Here is a 17,868-nt window from a genome sequence, read left to right as displayed (position 1 = left end):
GTAGGAATGGTACCGCTTTGTGACATCGTTCTCCGGCCCTCGCTCACCGGAACTCGGGCATGACCTCGTCGCTGAACAGCTCCATCCCCTGCGTGTCGGGGAAATCGAGGAACATCAACTGGAGCTTGTCGAACCCGAGGTCCCGAATCCGCTCGATTTGCGTGGCGACCTGCGAGGGCGTGCCGATGAGCATGCTTCCCTTCTCGCGGGCGTCCTCGGCGTCGTCGAGCGTCTCGTCCATGTCCGACTCCTCGCCCCACGGCAGCGGGAAGATGTTCTCGACGGCTTCTTCGACGGCGGCCTCGTCCTCGCGGACGAGGACGTGCGCAAGCCACGACCGCTCCACGTCGGCGGGGTCGCGGCCCTCTGCTTCGAGGTACTCGTCGAACTTCTCGACCTTGAACTCGATGGGCTTGCCCCGCGCTCTCGCGCTTATCTCGACGTTCCACTCGTCTGCGTGGCGGGCGATAAGCCGCAACATCCGCGGACCGGCCCCGCCAATGACGATGGGCGGGTGCGGGTCGCTCACGGGTTTGGGATTGTTCAGTGCCGCGTCGATAGTGTAATGGTCGCCGGAGAAGCTCGGTTCTTCCTCGGTGAACATCGCCTTGATTAGCTGGACGCCCTCTTCTAACATCTCGATGCGCGTGTCGATGTCGGGGAAGTCGAAGCCGTAGGCGCGGTGCTCCTCCTCGTGCCAGCCGGCGCCGAGTCCGAGTCGGAGGCGGCCCTCCGAGAGGATGTCCACCGTCGTCGCCATCTTTGCCAACAGCGCCGGGTTCCGATAGGTGATAGAGCCGACCAGCGGCCCGAGGTCCACATCGTCGGTTCGTTCGGCCAGCGCCGAGAGGAGCGTCCACACCTCGTACTCCTCGGCTTTCGGCCCGAGCATGAAGTGGTCGGGAGCCCACAGCCCCGAAAGTCCCGCGTCCACCGCGGCGTCTACGCCGTGCAATACCGTCTCTCGTTCGACAGTGTCGAGCATCGGAGTGTCCCGGTGGACCCCTGCGCCTGCGTAACACTGCACCATCCAATCGAACTGCATAGGCCGACTGCGGCCCCAGAGAGAATAATTGTTGGGGCGTGTCCGCCCGTTCGAAGGTAGCTTCTTGTAGGTTCCAAACAGTTCGGGAGTATGACCGACCCGTCACTCGGCGAGTTGTGCGACCGCTACGAACAGCTGTATCCCGGTGCCGTCGTAGACGTGCTCGACGACCGAGGGCTGGCCGACCAGACGCTTTCCCCGGAAATCGCGCCGTTACAGGACGGGATGACCACGGCCGGCGTCGCCTACCCCGTCGAGGGCCGGCCGAACCGGAGCGTCGATCCCGACGAGAACATGCGAAACATCCTCCAGATGCTCGGCGACGCGCCCGAACACGCCGTCCTCGCGTATCAGACCAACGACGACCGGGCCGCCCACCTCGGCGAACTCTCGGTCGTCTCGCTGAAGGCACAGGGCGCTCGCGGCGCGGTCATCGACGGAGGTGTCCGCGACGTGGCGTACATCTTGGGGGAGGACTTTCCCGTCTTCTCGCGCTACCGCACGCCCGCCGACGCCGTTCCGCGGTGGGAGATACTCGATTGGGGCGATGAGGCCGTCGTCGGCGGCGTCTCCGTTTCTGCCGGCGACGTGATTCTCGGCGACGTCGACGGTGTCGTGGTGGTCCCCGAGTCCGTCCGCGTCTCGGTCCTCGAAGCGGCCGAGGAACTCGCCGATACTGAGAACGAAGTCCGCGAGGCGGTCAGAGACGGGACCGCACCGATAGACGCCTACGACGAGTACGGCGTCTTCTGAGCGACGGGAGAGCGGTCGTAGCCGTAACGGGGAGTTCAGAGGCCGCTGTGAGCCAGCCATCCCCCGTCGACGGCGAGATTCGCACCCGTGATGAACCCCGCCTCGTCGCTCGCGAGAAACACCGCCGCGTCGCCGATGTCCTCGGGAGTTCCGAAGCGCGGGAGGAGCGTCTGCTCGCGGGACTTGGCCATGTCTTCCTCGGTGACGATGTCCTGTAACGGCGTCTCGACGTAGCCCGGGTTGATGCAGTTCACCCGGACGTTAGCCTCCCCCAGTTCCATCGCCAAATCGCGGGTCATGTTGACGACGCCGCCCTTCGCCGCGGCGTAGGGCGGGCCGCCGCCGCCTTCGAACCCCCGAACGGAGCCGATGTTGACGATTTGTCCCTCGCTCTCTTTCAGGTGCGGGACTGCGTACTTTGCGCAGTAGAACGCGCCGCTCAGGTCGATGTCGATGGATCGTCGCCACTCCTCGACGGTCGTCGATTGGGAGTCCCCGACAATTTGGATGCCGGCGTTGCAGACGAGGACATCGACGCCGCCGTACGTGTCGACCGTCGCTTCGACCATCGCCTCGACGCTCTCCGGGTCGCCCACGTCCGTCTCGACGTACGTTCCGTCGCCGGGCGTCTCGTCGGTCAGGAGTTCGTCCGTCGGCGTCGTCACGTCGGTGTCGTACTTCTCGCCCTGTTTCGGGTCGCGGCGCACGTCGGCGACGACGACGTTCGCGCCCTCCTCACCGAAGCGTGTAGCGATTCCGCGCCCGATACCGCTGGCCGCGCCGGTCACGATCACTGTCCGGTCGATGTGTCTCTCGCCCGCCATAGCAGGTCGTCGTCGGCCACGGCCTTAAGATTGAGTCCGCCGAGAAGCGGGCGATTACTCCCCTCGTTCGTGACGAATCGCCATCAGCATCCCGTTCAGGTAGCCGACGGCGTGGGCGCGGCCGCGGTGGTCCCAGTCGGTGTCGCCCTCGACGTGGGGCGTGTGGTCGGGGATAACCAGTCCCGAGAAGCCCACGTCGTAGAGCAGGGAGAGAATCTCGTAGGCGTCGTAGTTCCCTTGGTCGATAAACGTCTCGTTGAATTTCGGGACGGTTCCCTCGACGTCGCGGAAGTGAACGTAGAACAGTTTCTCTCGCTCGCCGAAGTAGCGGATGACTTCCGCCAGATCTTCGCCCATCTCGGACCAACAACCCAAGCAGAACTCCAGCCCGTGGTTCTCGCTGGGGACGAGGTTCATCGCCCGCTTGAAGTTCTCGAAGTTGCGGAACAGCTGTGGGACGCCGCCGAGTGACGATACTGGCGGGTCGTTGGGATGGAGACACAGCTTCACGCCCGCCTCCTCGGCGACGGGGAGAAGCTCTTCGAGGAAGTACTCGTAGTTCTGCCACAGTTCGTCCTCGGTGTACTCTCGGTCGTGGGTGAGTTCGTCGGAGACGGCATCGCCGTCGAATCCGGAGGCTCCCGCGCCACCGCGGACGGCAACTTCGGTGTTTCGCCAGACGCCGCTGGGCATCCAGTGGTAGCCGAACATCGGGATGCCCGCCCGACCGATGTTGCGAACCGTCGCTTTGACGTGTTCCATCTGCTCCTCGCGGCCCTCCTCGCCGAGCATGATTTTGTCGTAGAAGGAGATAGGGATATTCTCGATAGCGTTCAGACGGAGACCGGCAGCCTCGATTCGCTCGCGGAGTTCGACCAGATTCTCGTAGCTCCACTCCTCGTCGCCTTCGAGGGGAATTCGCTCGTTGTCCGGCATGTGCGGGTAATCGGGGGAGTACCGATACATGTTCAACAGGATGTCGTCGCAGCCGAGTTGCTTGATGAAGCGGAGTTTCTCCTCGGTCGGGTCCATGAACTGTCCGAGGCCGACGCGCATCGGGAGGGCGTCGAAGTCTACTGACTCGCCGTCGCTATCGCTGGCGCTAGATTGGCTCATATGTATATCTCTGCCAAGGAGAGCATAAGCGTTCCCCGAACTGCGGTCATACCAGCAGGTCGCTCGCCCGTTCGGACGCCGTAGCAAGGCCGTCCTCGGCGGATAGCGACCGCTCGACGACCACTGCCTCGACCATTTCGTTCAGTATCTCGTTCAGTTCGAGGGAGGCCGGAATCCGCGGGAGGGTGTTCACCGGGCCGGTGTTCACCTCCTCGACGATAGAGTAGAACGAGTTCGCCCGGAGGACTTCGGCGTCGCGCCACGTCGAGAAGCGCGTGCCAGAGGCCCCTTCGAGCGTCGTGATCTTGTCGTTTTCCGCCGAGGCTGCGTGACGGATGAAGTCGTACGCGAGGTCGGGATGTTCGCTCCCCTTCGGAACGGTCAGGCCGTAGCAGACCGTCAACGAGGTGTGCTCGCCAGCGGGCGTCTCGGCTCGCGGGATGAGCCCGTAGTTCGTCCGGCCGAACACCGCCGAGTCGGTGGCCTCGGCCATCGCGCCGAACCCCGACCAGTTCCACATCATCGCGGCCTTCCCGTCGGCGTAGAACTGCCCAGTCTCGACGCTCTCCATCTCGATAGACTCCGGCGGCACGACCTCGTGTTCGTGGATCAGGTCGTGGTAGTACCGGAGCGCGTCCCGTCCTTCGGGGCTGTCGAAGGCGGGTCGGCCATTCTCGTCGAGCAACTGCCCGCCGCGGCTCCACAGCTGGATGCAGAAGTCGTAGACGTCGTTGTGGCCATCAGGTTTCGCCGCGACGACAGTGCCCCACAGGCCCTCCTCAGGGCGCGTAAAGAACTCCGCGACCTCCAGAAACTCGTCCCACGTTCGGGGTACCGAGAGCGGACGACCGTATTCCTCGCGGAACGCGCGTTGCTCGGCGACGCTCTCGAATAAGTCCTCGCGGTAGTGGAAGATCTCCGGGCCGTCGTGGTACGGCACGCCGTAGGTGATACCCTCGTAGGCCATCAAGTTACGCAGACTCTCTGCCCACCCGTCCGGCCAGCCGTCGGGCGGCGAGTCGGCGAGGTGGTCCTCCAGCGGGTGGACGTAGCCCGCGTCGGCGACCATCGGAAGCCAGTCGCTCAGACAGAGAAACAGGTCGTAGCTGCCGTCGGTGATGTCGCCGGTCGCGAGCAGCTCCTCGTGGATTTCGGGAAGCGGTCGGTGGTCGCGTTCGAACGTCACGTCGGCGTCGGCCGTCGCCGTAAAGGAGTCCATCTGTCGCTGTAAGGCGTTCTCGAACCCCTCGAACGGGCGGCCGACGAGTCGGAGCGTCGGCATAGTGAGAGTGACGTGAGTTGTCGCATTAATCCTGTCGGCATGTGACACACCCACGAACGTTTATGGCCGAAGCGGGGCGTATGCCTGCTATGGAGCGTGCACTAGAGGGCGTAACTATCGCGGATTTCACACAGATGATGCAGGGGCCGTGGGCGACCCAGAAACTCGGGGACATGGGCGCGGACGTAATCAAAATTGAGCGCCTCGGCGGCGAGTGGGAGCGGGACCTGGAGGCCGGCGGCCAGTTGCTCGACGGCGTCAGTCCCTTCTTCCTCGCCATGAACCGCAACAAGCGCAGCATCACGCTCGATCTGAAATCCGACGAGGGCCGCGAGGTGGCGCTGGACATCGCCGCGGAGGCCGACGTGCTGGTCGAGAACTTCCGTCCTGGCGTCATGGACACGTTCGGCCTCGGCTACGACGACGTAACGGAGGTCAACGCGGAGATCATCTACGTCTCGGGGTCGGGGTTCGGGAGCGACGGCCCCTACGCCGAACGGCCGGGACAGGACCTCCTCTTGCAGTCGATGAGCGGGCTGGCGAACTACACCGGGCGGAAGGACGACCCGCCGACGCCCGCTGGAACCGCCGTCGTCGACGAACACTCGGCGATGCTCATCGCCCTGCACACGATGTTCGCGCTGTTTCACAAGGAGCGGACCGGTAAAGGGCAACACGTCGAAGCGAACCTGCTGAACGCCGCCATCGACTTCCAGTGTCAGGAGGTGACGGCCGCCCTGAACATGGACGTCGAGTTCGAGCGCAGCGAGGAGGGCATCGCGCAGGCGTGGCTCGGCGGTCCCTACGGCGTCTACGAGGCGGCCGACGGCTACGTAGCGATCGCGATGGCACCGATGGCGGCGATAGCCGAGACGCTCGATTTACCGTCGCTGGCGCAGTACGACACCGCCGAGGCGACGTTCGAGCACCGCGACGACATAAAGCGGACGCTGGAGGCGTACACCCGCGAGCAGCCGGCGGACGAACTGCTGGAGGCCCTCCTCGAAGCCGACGTGTGGGCCGCCGAAGTCAACGACTTCCACGACGTGGCCGCGGACCCGCAGGTCGAGCACAACGAACTGCTCGTCGAACTCGACCACCCCGAGTCGGGGACGTTCACCACCGTCGGTATCCCCGTCGAGATGTCGGAGACTCCCGGAGACATCCGGTCGCCGCCGCCGACGCCCGGACAGCACACCGGCGAGATACTCACCGAACTCGGATACGACGATTCGGAGCGGGAGCGGTTGGCGAGCGACGGCGTCGTCGGCGGAATGGTCGATTGAACCGCCGGACAGAGTGACGTGAAAATGCCGTCGAGGGGTAGTTTCAATATCGCCGGCCAGCAAACACGAGGTATGTCAACGGACGCCAACGGCGAGAGCATCGGCGGTGAAGAGTACCGTCGGGCGCTGGCGGCCCTCTGTCATCGCGTTGGGACGGCGCTCGACGCGACGGGCGACCGATTTCCCTACGTCTACGACCGTGACGGCAATCGGTGGGAGACGACGGCGAACGGGAACTGGTGTGGCGGCCACTGGATAGGCCTGCTCTGGCGCGCCGCGGCGTTCGCCGAGGACGACACCTCGATGAACAGCGAGCGGTTCGAGCGGGCCGCACGCGGCCACACCGAGACGATGCGGGCGTATATGCCCCGAGACTCCATGTTCTGCGGGATGAACTTCCTGTACGCCGGCTTTCGCGGCTACGACCACAGCGACGACCGGGGGCTGTTCGGCCTCGGACTGGCGGGCGCGGACGCGATGCGCGCGGCGTTTCACGAGGGGGCGCGCCAGATACCGCTCGGGAAGCTAGCCATCAAAGGGCCCGAACAGTTCCGCGGTCCCGGCTCCGATCACGGGCCGCCGGGCGACCGCATCGGCGCGGTGGACAACCTCTACACGGCGGTGTCGGTACTGTGGCGCGCCTACGAGGAGACCCGCGACCCGCGGTTTCGCGACGCCGCCGTCTCGCACGCCGACCGACACCTCGACTGGTACGTCCGCCCCGAGGGGAAGACGTGGCACCACGCCGTCTTCGACGAGACCGGGGCACTCGAACGGCAGTACAACGAACTGGCCCACGGCGACGACACCTGCTGGGCGCGCGGACAGGCGTGGAGCATCGCTGGCCTCGCCAATGCGTACCGAGCGACCGGTGCGACCCGCTATCGACGCGCCCTCGAATCGCACGTCGAGTACTACCGCGAACACGCACCGTCCGACGGCGTCCCCCGCTGGGACTTCGAGGTGCCGAACCCGGAAGAAGAACCGAGGGACACCAGCACGGCGGCGATTTCGGCGTACGGCCTGCTTCGATTCCTCCCCAGAGACGACGACGCTGTCGCCGACCTCCGTGCGTTCGGACACGACGTACTCGCTTCGCTCGTAGTGGAGTATCTCGTTATGGATTCCAAGGACGATGCCTACGGGCGCGTCACGCAGGGCTGTTTCAACCGCCCCGGGAACTACGCCGTCGACACAGAGCTCGTCTGGACGAACTACTATCTGGCCGAGACGCTGGCAACGGTCCTGGACCCATGAGCGGCCCATGGACCGGATACGAGTTGCCGAGCGCGCCGGAGAGCTACGAGGGGTTAATCGAGGGATTCGCGTGGCAGATTCCGTCGACCTACAACGTCGCCGACCACGCCCTGTCGAACGATCCCGAAGCCATCGCCCTGCAACACGTTCCAGAATCGAACGAGCGGAGCGACAGCCGTGACACGAACGACGGCGATGGGAATCCAGCACCGGTCCGCACGCTCACCTACGGCGATCTGTCGGCGGCGTCGGCGGTATTCGCGGACCGACTACGCCACGACGGTATCGAGGCGGGCGACCGGGTCGCCGTCTGTCTCCCGCAGTGTCCGGAACTCGTCGTGAGCCAACTGGCCGTCCTCCGTCTCGGCGGCGTCGTCGTCCCGGTATCCATGTTGCTCGGCGACGATGCGCTCTCTTACCTGCTCGACCACAGCGACGCGGCGGCGCTCGTCGTGGACGAACAGCGCTGGGAAGCGGCCGAGGGCGTTCCAGACACGGCTCCCGAGACGACGATACCCGTGCGAGTGGACGACGACGGGCCGCTGGGCGGATTGCGTGCGTTCGTCGGAAACGAAGACCGGTCGGCCGAGTCACCGGTAGTCGAGACGGCACCTGACGACCCCGCGTTCGTGCTGTACACGTCGGGGACATCGAGTGACCCGAAAGGCGTGGTACAGTGCCACGGCTACCTCTTGGGGTCACTGCCGGGCTATCACTGTTGGTTCGGACTATTCGAGGAGAGCGAGGCCCGCGCCGCCCGCGTCTGGACGCCCTCGGAGTGGGCGTGGGCGGGCGCGCTGTTCGACGTGGTGTTTCCGACGCTCGCCCTCGGCGGCACGGTCGTCTCGTCGGTGCGGCGGCGCGGGTTCGACCCCGAAGCGGCGCTCTCGCTCGTGAGAGCGCAATCGGTGACCCACACGTTTCTGCCGCCGACGGCGCTGCGAGCGATACGTCAGGAGACAGACCCGTCGCCAGCGGACGTTCCTGATCTCGACACGGTGATGTGCGGCGGGGAGCACCTACCCCCGACGCTCGCTGACTGGGCCGAAGAACGTCTCGGTGCGACGGTCAACGAGTCGTACGGCCAGACCGAGGCCAACGCGCTGATCGGCGAGTGCAAGCGCGTCTACCCCGGAACCGACGACGGACTCGGACGGCCGTACCCCGGCCACGAGATACGCGTCGTGGACGAGGCTGGCGCGGCGGTACCGACCGGCGAAACCGGCGAAATCGCCGTCGCGCTTCCTGACCCCGTCGTCATGCAGGGCTACCTCGACGAGCCGGTAGCTACCGAGGCTGTTCTCGACGACGACCTGCTGCGGACCGGCGACGTGGGTCGGTTCCGTGCCAACGGAACGCTCGTCCACCTCGGCCGTGCGGACGACCTCATTCTCAGCGCGGGCTACCGCATCAGTCCGCTCGAAGTCGAGACGGCGCTAGAAGCGCACCCCGCCGTCGTGGCGGCGCTCGTCGGGAGCGAACCTGACCCGGACCGGGGTGAGCGGGTCGTCGCTACCGTCGTCCCGACGGACGGCACGACGGGGGACGCCAACCTCTCGGCCGAACTGCAGTCGGCCGTCGCCGAGAGATTGGGAAAGCACAAACGCCCCCGACGGATCGAGTTCGTCGACGCGTTGCCGACCACTAGAACCGACAAGACCGACCGCTCACGCGGGAGTGGCGACCGAAGCTAAGTGGGCGAGCAGGCGAGTCCTCACTCGGCGACGACGCCGGTCGTCATCCAGCACCCACCGTACGGTTCCGTCGTCTGAATCGTCTGGAGTTCGAGATACCACGTGTACGCCGTCGTCTCGTTGCCATCACTCACCACGATTCGCTGGGAGGCGCGTCCGCCCCGCCGTTCGAGCGTCTCGTAGGTGACTGTCGACGCGTTCAGCAGCGGACGATACTGGTTCGTGACGACGTCGACGAAGTTCGCATACGATCCGATCGCCTCCCGGTTCGACGGCGCTGCGAACTGCCACGTCGTGTTGATTCCCTCGTTCGTCGCCGGGTCGTTGTTCCGAAGCGCGTTGATCTGGATGTGGACGACCAACCCGGGCGGTCGCTCGCAGTTCGGACGGAGCGAGAGATAGCGGGGCTGGGCAACGGTACGGGCGGTAGTGATCGTCGTCCCGTTCGGTCCCGTCTCTGCGTTCATACCTCCAGCCAAGGCTCGTCCGTTGGCGTCGGCCGCGGGCGCGCGTGCCGTCGTTTCGATGTCCGGAACCGGCGCTGGCGTTACGCCCGCCCCCGTCGTGTCCGCGCCCCCACCGAACAGCGACCCGCACCCGGCTAAGCAGACGAGGGCAACGAGCGCGAGCGACGGATTCCAGCCAGCGAGTGCCATATATTACCAAGGTAGCGCGGAGACTTCGATGTTGGCATCGTCTCGCCCAGTTCGGTCGATAGTCGATCGGCACACGGTCCCGTTCGCGTTAGATGGATGGTTCAGCTTCAGGCGAAGACAAGTAACAGCAATATTCGAGTGACGGCTCGTCTCTGCGAGGGCTTAGCAACCGTGGTCGCTACGTGACCGCCACACATTACTAATATTTGTTTTTCTATTCCTATTTTGGTTATTTTACTTCCAAATCGGCGCAGAATGTATGTCGGTGAAGAGCCTATCGTTCGAAACGCCAACGAACGACTAGATCGGGATAAACTCGGGGTCGACAGCGTTCAACCGGTCGGTGTTCTCGAAGAACTGATAGAACTCGCCGTAAAGGTCTGTACACTTGCCGTCGGCGTCGTACCGAAGCGTGTGCCAGTCGGCAACAATGGCACAGTAGCGTTTCGCGCGCGTCAGCGCGACGTTCAAGCGACGCGGGCCGTCCGTTGGTCGACCCAGAAAGCCGACGTCGCCGTCGCCGTTGCTCCGCACGAGCGAGAGGACGATCGCGGTTCGCTCCCCGCCCTGAAAGGAGTCGATGGTATCGACCGTGATGCGGTCGGCAGGGCCGACTGCGTCGGCGAGCACCTGCCTGATTCGGGCCACCTGTGCGGTGTAGGGCGTGATGACGCCAATCTCGTCGGCGGGAACGTCGTCCAGTAACTCGCTCACGACGTGGGCGACGAGGCGAGCCTCCGTCGGGTTGGCCTTCGAGTGGTCCACCGTCTCGACGCGGCCGCCAACGTTGTACCCCTCGATTGCCGGTCTGTCGGGCAGCGCGTCGATACTGCGGCCGTTGCGTAGCGTTCGGTCGTAGAACCGCCGGTTCGAGAAGTACGCGATGTCGCGGTGCATCCGATACTGCGTCTGTAACTGGAGCCCGACGCCGTCGTAAACGCCGCCGTCGGCGTAGAGGTGTTCGAACAGCGAGTGGCCGTAGCTGGATTCCGGCGGCTCCTCGCTTGCGCTATACGGCGGGAGCTGGCGGTGGTCCCCCGCGAGGACGACGCGATTCGACCGGGCTAGCGGGATACACGAGGCCGTACAGGTGGACTGGGTCGCCTCGTCGAGGACGAGAAGGTCGAACTCCCGGGCCAGCGTCGCGGCGCTGTTGTTCGTCGCTGCGACGACTTCGGCCCGCCCGGGAACGTCGGTGTACCTGCGTGAGACGACGGCGTTCGACGACTGCCCCGCGTTCACGCGGTCGAGGGTGAACTCCCCGTCGCCGTGCTGTCCGTAGGCGTGCAACGACCTCGGATCCGGGTCGTCGGCTGTCGAAGAGCCGGTGAGGAGGTTGTCGACGGCCTGGTTCGAATCGGCACAGACGAGGACGCTCTCGCCGGCTTGGGCGGCTCGGCGGACGATCTCGACGAGCGTGCGCGTCTTCCCCGTTCCGGGCGGCCCGTGGATACACAGCAGGTCGTCCGCCAGGAGCGCGTGTTCGACCGCCAGTTGCTGTTCCTGGTTCAGTTCGTCGTCGAAGGGGTCGCTCCGTGCGGCCGCACCGTTGGTGAACGTAATCGGGCGCTCGCCGGACAGAACCGCCCGAAACGGGTGGTCTCGCAGCTCCTCGATCGCGTTCCGCTCGCGGTCGAACGGGACCGGGTTCAACAGCGCCGTGAGACCGTACGTCTCATCGCCGTTCGAGAGTTCGTTCCCTACGTTGGTCGCCCCGTCCACGTCGGACCAGTCGACGGTCACCCAGAGATTCAGCCCCCGGATGCGTTTCACCATCGCCTCGATGGGAAAGGAACCACCGTCAGCACGTTCGTCCACCCCGTGAAGCAACACCTCGTTGCCCTCGTAGATGCCGAACTCCGACTCGACGAAGTACGCCCAGTCGCCGTCGCGGCGGTTTTCGAGATGTTCGGGGAGCTCCACTCGGAATCGGTATTCGCCGTCGCCGTCGGCACCGACTGAGCTGAGTTCGGGGACGGCGTCGCCGCCGTCGTCGTAGATAGCGGCCGGCGAACGACGCTCTGTCTGCTCTCGGTTTTCCGCCCGAGTCGCCGCGCGTTCGCGCTCGACGTGGTCGAATAATCCCTCGACGAGCGTTCCGTCGGTTGGGTTTCGTGGCGGTTCGCTGTCGTCTATCGGGGAGTCGTACGTCGGTGGGTAGGTGTCGGGGACGAAATCGGAGTGCCAGAATCGGACGCGATCGGCCAGCCGCGTCTCACCGAACGCGTCGACCTCGACGAAGTCGCGTTCCCCGTCGCGTTCGAAGACGAATATCGGGCCGTGTATCGAGTGGTCAGTGAAGGCCACGAACGACCCGGTGGGAATCGCCGAGTCCGCATCGTGGAGCGGGATACACGTCCACTCCTCGGTGGGATGGGACAGCGACGCGTGGTTGTCTGCGAACTCGGCGATTGGCCGCGCGGGGACGACCGGACCACCATCCTCGAGGTCTTCCTCGGTAGCCGCGTACAGTGTGGTCTCCCCGAGTTCGAACTGCCCGATGACGTGGTCGAACAGGAGCGACATCTGTCACCTGGTTTGCCCCTATAGACTAAAACTGTACGTACTTCACGCAGCCTAGCGTCTCGATCGCGTCCGCTATCGGCCCAGGTCACAGTGGCCGGTCGACACAGACCAGCCTGTCAGTGACTGACGGTCGTCAGGCGTGCCGTTCCCGACCTTTTGACGCTGCCGAAGGGAACGTCCCTCGGCACGAATACAACCGAGATTCTCGTATATTCTTCAGTAATCGTCGCTTTTCCGTTGGTCACGACGCAGCTACTTCGGAAAATGGCTATAGTAGACCAAAAATATCTGCACATAGAACATTTCAGATTCGAAAGTGACCAGTATATAATTAGATAAAGAATGTTGGAGGTGGATACTCCGATAGTATTCCCACATATGATATATTTACCGTATACAAACGACAATAGAGATATTTCTCTCTGTAAATCCTACGTCTATAACCGTACACTGAGATAGTATCCGAAAATATTTGTATCAGATGCCAAGTCGAGAAGATACTGCTGAAACTCGACTTCGGTCAGGGTCTGAGTTGTCTCGATTGAATAACATACGTACATACGTTATACAAATTCGAGTGGAAGGGTATTCACGTGATCGAGAGCTCGGTGACTCCACCAGTTTCGGGGACAAGTGTACATCTGTTATCGCCATGGTCGTCGAGGAGATCTCTCCGTTAACCAGAACAGACACGACACGACCAGTTGTGTACCGACTCGGAGCTACACGACAGTCGACTTGGCTTTCATCGGCTGCTGGTCGACGAGCGGGTAAAACAACCGGACCTATACCTGATGCTTCACATTATCTGTTAAACTAATACTATATCAGTCAAAAGATTTCACGCCCCCTCTGGATTGTCAATGATTGAATCGGCGGATGCTACTACTGCATCGAATGTGCCTTGTTACCAATCCCCTATATTGGTGTTGATTTTGGGCATTTGCTAGACGAATCAGCAAGAAACGAGGAGAAATGATTGTGAGTGGGCGACCCCGTGTTTTGGAGAAACGCACGGTCTGGCGCTCACCCAAATATTTAACGTGTATCTCGACCGAGTATGTGCTGATGCCCGACTACAGTTCAGACTTCGACGGAGATACCGTCGTCGTCACCGGAGCGAGCTCTGGAATCGGACGAGAAATCGCCAGTAGATTCGCCAACGCGGGGGCAACGGTCCTCAACGCCGACATCGAACCCGAACCCAAGGCCGCAGAGACGCCAACCCACGAGGTCATCCGTGAGCAAGGTGGCACCGCTGAGTTCGTACAGACGGACGTCTCGGACGCCGACGACATTCGTGCGGTCGTCGAACGCGCCCGAGAGTACGGCGGTGTCGACGTGATGGTGAACAACGCAGGACTGTTCATCGGCGGCGGGCTGCTCGAGATCAGCGAAGCGGAGTTCGAGAAGATACACCAGGTCAACGCGAAGGGAGTGTTCTTCGGCTGTCAAGCCGCAGCACAGGATATGATCGACCGCGGGACCGATGGGGCAATCGTCAATACGGCCTCGATCAGTTCGTTCGTCGCCCAGCGCGACCAGATACAGTACGACTCGACGAAGGCCGCGGTCAAGATGATTACCCGTGGTGCCGCACTCGAACTGGCAGACCACGACATCCGGGTGAACGCAGTCGGGCCCGGACAGATAGCTACCGAGTTCATCGACGGCTGGTCGGAGGACGCGCCCGCGGCAGCGGCGAAAGACGAACTCATCAAACCGGTCCCGGCCGGCCGCGCGGGCACACCAGAAGATGTTGCCGGTGCGGCCCTCTACCTCGCCAGTGACGACGCCGATTACGTGACTGGCGAGGTGTTGATGGTCGATGGAGGGTGGCGAATAATCTGATTGTCATCGCCCGGTAGGAGAATAGTTATGTGGATGGGTTCATACTGATTAACTGGAGCCAATGAGTACAGAGACACTCCTCGACACTCCGTCGGGGAACGCAGTCGTCGTAGCGCTAGATCACGGACTCAGCCTCGGTGCGCCTGACGGATTCAAGAACCCAATAGAGACTATCGACAAGGTCCTCGCGGGCGAACCGGATGGTGTCCTCGTTGGGCCGCACATGGCCCGTCACTACCAGGACCGCTTCGCGGAGGCTGACGTCGACGTCGTCCTCACGGCGGACGTTGTGACGTGGTCGACCAGCCCGGGCCGAGACCACGATAAGGATCTCTGGACGCCAGCGTTCGACGCCGAGTTCCTCGCGGAACTTGACCCCGTTGGGGTCAAGACGGTGCTCGTGTTCGGCCGTGACGACACCGAGACGTTCCGCCGGAACGTCGAGTATATCGCCGAACTCGCCGAGGACCTCCGCGGGACCGACATCCCGCTGGTCGTCGAGCCGGTCATGTGGGGCCGACGCGTCCCGGACAAGCTGGAGACGGACGTCGAGTTCGTCGAAGACGCGATGCGCATGGGCTGGGAGTTCGGCGCGGACATCCTCAAAGCGCCGTATACAGGTAGCGTCGAGACGTTCGAGCCGCTCGTCGAGAACTCGCCGGTCCCCGTAATGATTCTCGGCGGCCCGGCCACCGGCACCACCCGCGCGATGCTGGAATCCGTCGAGGGAGCCATGGAATCCGGTGCCCGCGGCCTGATGATCGGCCGCACCATCTGGAAGTCCGACGACCCGGAGCGAACGGTCTCCGCGCTCATGGACATCGTCCACGACGGCGCGTCCGTCGAGGAAGTGTGGGACGACGCACCAGCCGCCGTCACAGGCGGGCGAGAAACCTAAATACGAGTCGCCGTTACGCGTAGGCATGCTAACCGCATCGGTGCAACGAACGGACCGGCTTCGGGGTGCTGACCCGTGACTACCCCCGAAGAACGTCGTCGGTCCATCACGGAGTTAGTCACAAAGCACGGGGGCCTCTCGGTCGAGGAGTTGGCTACCCGTCTCGACGTGTCAGAATCGACCATCAGACGTGACCTCCGTGACCTCGCCAAGCGAAACCTCGTCGAGCGAACACACGGTGGCGTCGTTCCCACGACGAACGTGGGTATCGAACGGTCGTTCAATCGGCGTCTCATCCAAAACTTAGAGCGCAAACAAGCGATCGCCGACCGAGCCGTCGAGGAAATCGCGGAAGGCCACGTCGTTTACTTCGATGCCGGGACGACCACGATGCAAGTCGCCAAGGCAGCTCCAGACGATGATTCGATCATCGCCGTCACGAGCTCTCCCATGTTAGTGCTCGAGTTGTCGAAATCGGACGGGACGGTGAAAATGACTGGTGGAGAGTACCGAAACGAGACCAAAGCGCTGATCGGGCCGACGACGGAGGATTATATCGGCAATTCCAACTTCGACCTCGCGTTCATCGGCGTCAACGGTATCGGCGCCGATGGCACCTTGTCGGCACCGAACGAGTCCGAAGCAAAGATCAAACAGCTCGTCGTGGAGCACTCGGCGCGGACTGTCGTGGTCACTGTCGCAGAGAAGTTCGGTGAGCAGAGCTTCCGCCGATTCGGGTCGGTCGAGGATATCGACCTCCTCGTCACTGACGCACGTGTGCCCGAAGGGTACCGCGACTTGTTCGACGAGACGGAGCTCGTCGAAGGCGTATTCGAGTCCGGAGCATACGGCTGAAGCGCGGAAATCATCGGTTGCTTTCCGCGAAAGCGGTTACCGCTGCGATAAAAACTAACCAATCGGTTCACCGCGCAGAGCTAATTACGCAAAATCTCCTCCTCTTTCGCAGTGTTCTGCCGTCTGTGACGGCGTAACGGTCGATGAGATGGCAAGGATTAAATGTTATAATACCATTGTCCACCATGTGGTAGCAGAACATGCCAATTGACAATACCAGACGGAAGTTCATCAAAGCGACAGGTGTGGGGATACTCGGCGGGCTCGCCGGGTGCACGCGAGGTGGCGACGGTTCGAGTGGCGGTGGATCGACCGGCGACGGGTCGGGTAACAGTTCCACTGGTGGCGACTCAGACAACCTCGCGATTCCCCTGAGCGAGTACGATAGTGCCGATATCGAGTGGCAACAGTTCGAGGGTGACCAGATAAACATCGGTGCCGTCCAGCATCCGTGGGTAGACGCCATCAAGCCCGCCATCCCGGTTTTCGAGGAACTGACGGGGATCGACGTCAAATGGAATATCCTGCCCGAACAGCAGTTCCGGACCAAGCGACAGACCGACGTGAGTACCGGGGCCGGACAGTTCGACGTCTTCTTCATGGACCAGGTCGTCAATCAGTTCCGCGAGGAGGGGTGGATCCAGCCGCTCGACCCGTACTTCAACGACGGGAGCCTCTACGACGAGGGCTGGTACAAGCCCGACGACCTCTTCGAGGCGTCGCGGTGGCAGGCCCACGGCGGTGGCTACAGCGACAACTGGACCGGGCTACCGATTACGGTCGAGGTCCAGACCCAGTTCTACCGGAAGGACCTCTACGAGAAGCACGGCCTCGAGGTCGCAGAAACGTGGGCACAGCATCGAGAGAACGCGAAGGTCATCCACGAGAACGAGTCCGATATCGTCGGTACGGCCGGCCGTGGGCAGAAGGGCTACGGGATGAACATCTACATCCTGAACACGCTTCTCCGACAGAAAGGGACCAAGCTCTGGACCGAGTTCCCGAACGACTCTGGTCTCGACAGCCAGGGCGTCATCGAGGCGGCGGACTGGTACAGCAAACTGCTCCAAGACTACGGACCGGAAGGTGCGTCGAGCCAGACGTGGTCCGACGTTCAAGCGACAATGGCGGAAGGTCGGACTGGTCACATCGTCGCCGACGCCAATATGTTCTGGGGCGGACTGACCAACGATGAGTCCAACGTCGCCGACACCGTCCGAATCGCGAAAGTGCCCAAACCCGAGGGCGGAGAGCTCAATCCGAACGCGTTCAACTGGCAGATTTCCACGTCGAAGAACGCCAAGAACTCCGAGCAAGCGTTCCTGTTCATGTTGTGGGCAACCTCCCAGCCGACCGACCTCTGGATGCATACAGAGAGCAGCGGTGTGTTCTCGGTGCGCCAGTCAATCTGGGAGAACGACGACTACCGCTCGAAAGTCGGCGAGGACTACGCACAGATCTCGCTCGAATCGTTGCAGGTCGCAGCGCCGGACCCGTTCGATCGCAAGTACCCAGAGTGGGGCCAGCGCTACTCCGAAGAACTGCAGCGTGCCATCGCCGGTCAGAAATCCGCCGAGGACGCGATGAAGAAGGCAGCAACGGTTGCCGAAGACATTTACAGCGGATAACGGAACGTCCCACCCGACACAATATTTTCCACACTACCATAATGAGTACACCAACGAAAACGGAAACGGCGAACGACACGGCCCTCGGGAGCCTCCGGGACGTCTGGAACGACTACCTCCCGTACTGGTTCATCGCACCGATGGTGCTGGTGATGGTGATGATCACCTTCTTCCCCGGTGCCTACGACCTGTACCTC

14 protein-coding genes and 1 pseudogene are annotated in these 17,868 nt (G+C 62.9%); 9 read left to right on the top strand and 6 right to left on the bottom strand.

The genetic code is table 11. From position 1 onward, the window contains the following. Window positions 1-43: 43 nt before the first annotated feature. A complete protein-coding gene (locus E4S61_RS16010) occupies window positions 44-1,045 on the bottom strand; it encodes an LLM class flavin-dependent oxidoreductase (RefSeq protein WP_135304970.1) in 1,002 nt (333 codons plus the stop codon). Window positions 1,046-1,135: 90 nt separating this feature from the next. Between E4S61_RS16010 and E4S61_RS16005 the strand changes: the two genes are divergently transcribed. Continuing rightward, a complete protein-coding gene (locus E4S61_RS16005; protein WP_135304969.1) occupies window positions 1,136-1,798 on the top strand; it encodes an RraA family protein in 663 nt (220 codons plus the stop codon). A 35-nt stretch (window positions 1,799-1,833) separates the two neighbouring features. Here the strand turns inward: E4S61_RS16005 and E4S61_RS16000 are convergent, their stop codons facing one another. The 3 genes from E4S61_RS16000 to E4S61_RS15990 are packed head-to-tail and all read right to left on the bottom strand — an operon-like array spanning window position 1,834 to window position 5,020. Further along, window positions 1,834-2,622 (bottom strand): SDR family NAD(P)-dependent oxidoreductase, encoded by a 789-nt coding sequence (locus E4S61_RS16000; RefSeq protein ID WP_135304968.1) that lies wholly within the window; start codon window positions 2,620-2,622, stop codon window positions 1,834-1,836. 54 nt (window positions 2,623-2,676) lie between these two features. After that, complete coding sequence (locus E4S61_RS15995) at window positions 2,677-3,738, bottom strand: mannonate dehydratase (RefSeq protein WP_245180785.1); 1,062 nt, start codon at window positions 3,736-3,738, stop codon at window positions 2,677-2,679. Window positions 3,739-3,784: 46 nt separating this feature from the next. Continuing rightward, entirely contained in the window at window positions 3,785-5,020 is a 1,236-nt protein-coding gene (locus E4S61_RS15990) for an ABC transporter substrate-binding protein (protein WP_135304967.1), read from the bottom strand. Window positions 5,021-5,109: 89 nt separating this feature from the next. On the opposite strand from E4S61_RS15990, the gene E4S61_RS15985 reads away from it, so the two are divergent. From E4S61_RS15985 to E4S61_RS15975, 3 genes are all read left to right on the top strand, one after another. After that, window positions 5,110-6,306: a CaiB/BaiF CoA transferase family protein gene (locus tag E4S61_RS15985; protein WP_135304966.1), complete on the top strand. Its 1,197-nt coding sequence runs from the start codon at window positions 5,110-5,112 to the stop codon at window positions 6,304-6,306. A gap of 72 nt (window positions 6,307-6,378) precedes the next feature. Beyond that, complete coding sequence (locus tag E4S61_RS15980; RefSeq protein WP_167768540.1) at window positions 6,379-7,563, top strand: glycoside hydrolase family 88 protein; 1,185 nt, start codon at window positions 6,379-6,381, stop codon at window positions 7,561-7,563. Then, window positions 7,560-9,257, top strand: a complete 1,698-nt coding sequence (locus tag E4S61_RS15975; protein WP_135304964.1) for an acyl-CoA synthetase — start codon at window positions 7,560-7,562, stop codon at window positions 9,255-9,257. Before E4S61_RS15980 ends, E4S61_RS15975 begins: the two co-directional genes overlap by 4 nt. A gap of 20 nt (window positions 9,258-9,277) precedes the next feature. Here the strand turns inward: E4S61_RS15975 and E4S61_RS15970 are convergent, their stop codons facing one another. Together E4S61_RS15970 and E4S61_RS15965 are read right to left on the bottom strand one after the other, a co-directional pair. Continuing rightward, window positions 9,278-9,913, bottom strand: a complete 636-nt coding sequence (locus E4S61_RS15970) for a DUF4864 domain-containing protein (RefSeq protein WP_135304963.1) — start codon at window positions 9,911-9,913, stop codon at window positions 9,278-9,280. A 300-nt stretch (window positions 9,914-10,213) separates the two neighbouring features. Then, window positions 10,214-12,439 carry an AAA domain-containing protein gene (locus E4S61_RS15965; protein WP_135304962.1) on the bottom strand — a complete coding sequence of 742 codons (2,226 nt, stop codon included), beginning with the start codon at window positions 12,437-12,439 and terminating at the stop codon, window positions 10,214-10,216. A 1,068-nt stretch (window positions 12,440-13,507) separates the two neighbouring features. Between E4S61_RS15965 and E4S61_RS15960 the strand changes: the two genes are divergently transcribed. From E4S61_RS15960 to E4S61_RS26730, 5 genes and pseudogenes are all read left to right on the top strand, one after another. Beyond that, the gene (locus tag E4S61_RS15960; RefSeq protein ID WP_135304961.1) at window positions 13,508-14,290 is read left to right on the top strand and encodes an SDR family NAD(P)-dependent oxidoreductase; all 783 of its coding nucleotides are present in this window, start codon (window positions 13,508-13,510) and stop codon (window positions 14,288-14,290) included. Window positions 14,291-14,351: 61 nt separating this feature from the next. After that, window positions 14,352-15,188, top strand: a complete 837-nt coding sequence (locus tag E4S61_RS15955; protein WP_135304960.1) for a class I fructose-bisphosphate aldolase — start codon at window positions 14,352-14,354, stop codon at window positions 15,186-15,188. Window positions 15,189-15,263: 75 nt separating this feature from the next. After that, window positions 15,264-16,043: an HTH-type transcriptional regulator GlpR gene (gene glpR, locus E4S61_RS15950; protein ID WP_135304959.1), complete on the top strand. Its 780-nt coding sequence runs from the start codon at window positions 15,264-15,266 to the stop codon at window positions 16,041-16,043. Between the two features lie 200 nt (window positions 16,044-16,243). Continuing rightward, the gene (locus E4S61_RS15945; protein WP_135304958.1) at window positions 16,244-17,671 is read left to right on the top strand and encodes an extracellular solute-binding protein; all 1,428 of its coding nucleotides are present in this window, start codon (window positions 16,244-16,246) and stop codon (window positions 17,669-17,671) included. A 41-nt stretch (window positions 17,672-17,712) separates the two neighbouring features. After that, window positions 17,713-17,868: pseudogene (locus E4S61_RS26730) on the top strand (carbohydrate ABC transporter permease); the annotation flags it as partial.

The sequence above is a fragment of the Haloarcula amylovorans genome, from assembly GCF_004681185.1.
Taxonomy (GTDB): domain Archaea; phylum Halobacteriota; class Halobacteria; order Halobacteriales; family Haloarculaceae; genus Haloarcula; species Haloarcula amylovorans.
This window is presented reverse-complemented; position numbering and strand designations above follow the sequence as displayed.

What these genes read in the sequence shown, in the direction of transcription:
- E4S61_RS16010 (WP_135304970.1), bottom strand. Translation starts at nt 1,045, where the DNA reads ATGCAGTTCGATTGGATGGTGCAGTGTTACGCAGGCGCAGGGGTCCAC.
- E4S61_RS16005 (WP_135304969.1), top strand. Translation starts at nt 1,136, where the DNA reads ATGACCGACCCGTCACTCGGCGAGTTGTGCGACCGCTACGAACAGCTG.
- E4S61_RS16000 (WP_135304968.1), bottom strand. Translation starts at nt 2,622, where the DNA reads ATGGCGGGCGAGAGACACATCGACCGGACAGTGATCGTGACCGGCGCG.
- E4S61_RS15995 (WP_245180785.1), bottom strand. Translation starts at nt 3,738, where the DNA reads ATGAGCCAATCTAGCGCCAGCGATAGCGACGGCGAGTCAGTAGACTTC.
- E4S61_RS15990 (WP_135304967.1), bottom strand. Translation starts at nt 5,020, where the DNA reads ATGCCGACGCTCCGACTCGTCGGCCGCCCGTTCGAGGGGTTCGAGAAC.
- E4S61_RS15985 (WP_135304966.1), top strand. Translation starts at nt 5,110, where the DNA reads ATGGAGCGTGCACTAGAGGGCGTAACTATCGCGGATTTCACACAGATG.
- E4S61_RS15980 (WP_167768540.1), top strand. Translation starts at nt 6,379, where the DNA reads ATGTCAACGGACGCCAACGGCGAGAGCATCGGCGGTGAAGAGTACCGT.
- E4S61_RS15975 (WP_135304964.1), top strand. Translation starts at nt 7,560, where the DNA reads ATGAGCGGCCCATGGACCGGATACGAGTTGCCGAGCGCGCCGGAGAGC.
- E4S61_RS15970 (WP_135304963.1), bottom strand. Translation starts at nt 9,913, where the DNA reads ATGGCACTCGCTGGCTGGAATCCGTCGCTCGCGCTCGTTGCCCTCGTC.
- E4S61_RS15965 (WP_135304962.1), bottom strand. Translation starts at nt 12,439, where the DNA reads ATGTCGCTCCTGTTCGACCACGTCATCGGGCAGTTCGAACTCGGGGAG.
- E4S61_RS15960 (WP_135304961.1), top strand. Translation starts at nt 13,508, where the DNA reads ATGCCCGACTACAGTTCAGACTTCGACGGAGATACCGTCGTCGTCACC.
- E4S61_RS15955 (WP_135304960.1), top strand. Translation starts at nt 14,352, where the DNA reads ATGAGTACAGAGACACTCCTCGACACTCCGTCGGGGAACGCAGTCGTC.
- E4S61_RS15945 (WP_135304958.1), top strand. Translation starts at nt 16,244, where the DNA reads ATGCCAATTGACAATACCAGACGGAAGTTCATCAAAGCGACAGGTGTG.